Origin of the sequence: Aetokthonos hydrillicola CCALA 1050, from assembly GCF_017591665.1 — a bacterium.
Classification (GTDB): Bacteria; Cyanobacteriota; Cyanobacteriia; order Cyanobacteriales; family Nostocaceae; genus Aetokthonos; species Aetokthonos hydrillicola.
Genome location: NZ_JAAKGC010000380.1, coordinates 1 through 1557 on the forward strand (window position 1 = coordinate 1; position 1557 = coordinate 1557).

2 protein-coding genes are annotated in these 1557 nt (G+C 42.9%); both read left to right on the forward strand.

From position 1 onward, the window contains the following. The first annotated feature begins 21 nt into the window (after positions 1 to 21). Complete coding sequence (locus G4P69_RS38105; protein WP_208355165.1) at positions 22 to 429, forward strand: hypothetical protein; 408 nt, start codon at positions 22 to 24, stop codon at positions 427 to 429. A gap of 4 nt (positions 430 to 433) precedes the next feature. Then, on the forward strand, positions 434 to 1557 hold a 1124-nt coding region (locus G4P69_RS38110), incomplete at its 3' end, for a glutamate-5-semialdehyde dehydrogenase (protein WP_208355163.1).

Below are 1557 nucleotides of genomic sequence, written 5' to 3' on the forward strand. Positions count from 1 at the left end.
GCTCAAGTTAGAATATCGGTTGTGCAATATCAAAAAGCCGAAAAAATAGACTTCAACAGTGAATATCCCTGTCCATGTCGGCGACGAGGGCAGCTAGTTCCAATTACACTTACAGAAGCGTTTGGTTGCGATCGCTGTCAGCAGATATTCGTTGTGGAAGATAATGGTCATATGCTAGAACAGCTTTCCACAACATATCCCTATAAACGAGCTTGGCGGTGGACAGGGAATTCGTGGCAAGTTGTCCAGCCTCGGTTAGGAGAAAGTTATTTGCCAGTAGCGCTGGGCATTATTTTCGTGCTAGTGATTATATGGTTACCATTAGCACTACGATTGGCAAGCAATTCCAATATTATTGCTTGGGCAATAGTAGCGCTGCTGCTAGCTATCCTACCAGCACTGATGGTCTGGCTTACCTACAGGCGTTGACTCGATGATAGTGGATGCTTTTGACGATTTTCCGGAACCAATTGCTAGCGCAAAACGCGCTTACCAAGCTGCCTTAAAATTAGGGAGTACAAAGGGGGTAGACCGTAGTCGCGCTGTATTAAAGATGGTACAAGTGCTAAAAAACTCATTTGACGACATTCTAGAGGCAAATACTTTGGATCTAGAAGCTAGTCGAGAAATGGCAGTACCAGACTTTATATTAGATTGGCTAAAGTTGACACCAAAACGCCTAGAGGCAACACTAGATATTTTACAACGGTTAGGGGAGTTATCAGACCCGCTACGGCGTGTAAGACATGCTGATTATCAGCTAGAAGACTCTCAAACCTATTCTCAGTTAATGCCTTTAGGTGTGATTGGATTTATTTATGAAGCGTTTCCAGAATTAGCAGCGATCGCGGCAGGCTTATGTATCAAAACGGGTAATAGTGTTATTCTCAAAGGCAGTACAGAAGCTAGCCATTCTAATGCAGCAATTGGTAACGCATTGCAAACGGCGATCGCCGAAGTTGGGTTACCAACGGGTTGTGTAGAGTTAATAACAGCAGAACACGGAACCTCTATTCGGGATTTAGTCACCCAAGATCAGTATCTCAACTTAGTGATTCCTTACGGGCGTTCTAGCTTAATACAACAAGTAGTAAGACAGTCAACAGCTCCAGTCTTAAGGTCTGCTATGGGCAACTGTTACCTCTATTGGTCACTCAATGGTAGCTTAGAAATGGTGCGCTGGATGATTTTAGATAGTCATCAAAGTGTACCAGATCCAGTAAACGCCATTGAAAAAGTGCTGATTCATCGCCAAGCTTTACCTTCGTCCTTACTAGTATTGTGGAGTAGTCTAAAAGACCAAGGTTTTCAAATTAAAGGCGATCCAGAACTTGTAGAAGCTTTTCCGCAGTTACAACTGGCTAAAAACGAAGAATGGGGAACTGCTTATTTAACCAAGACAATAGCTTTTAAACTGGTCGATAGTTTAGAACAAGCAATTATTTGGATTAATCAACACAGTAGTGGTCATGCAGACTCGATTGTCACTGAATCGTATCAAGAAAGTCGGCAGTTTGCTTTAGGTGTGAACAGCGCCTCCACCTACATTAACTCTTC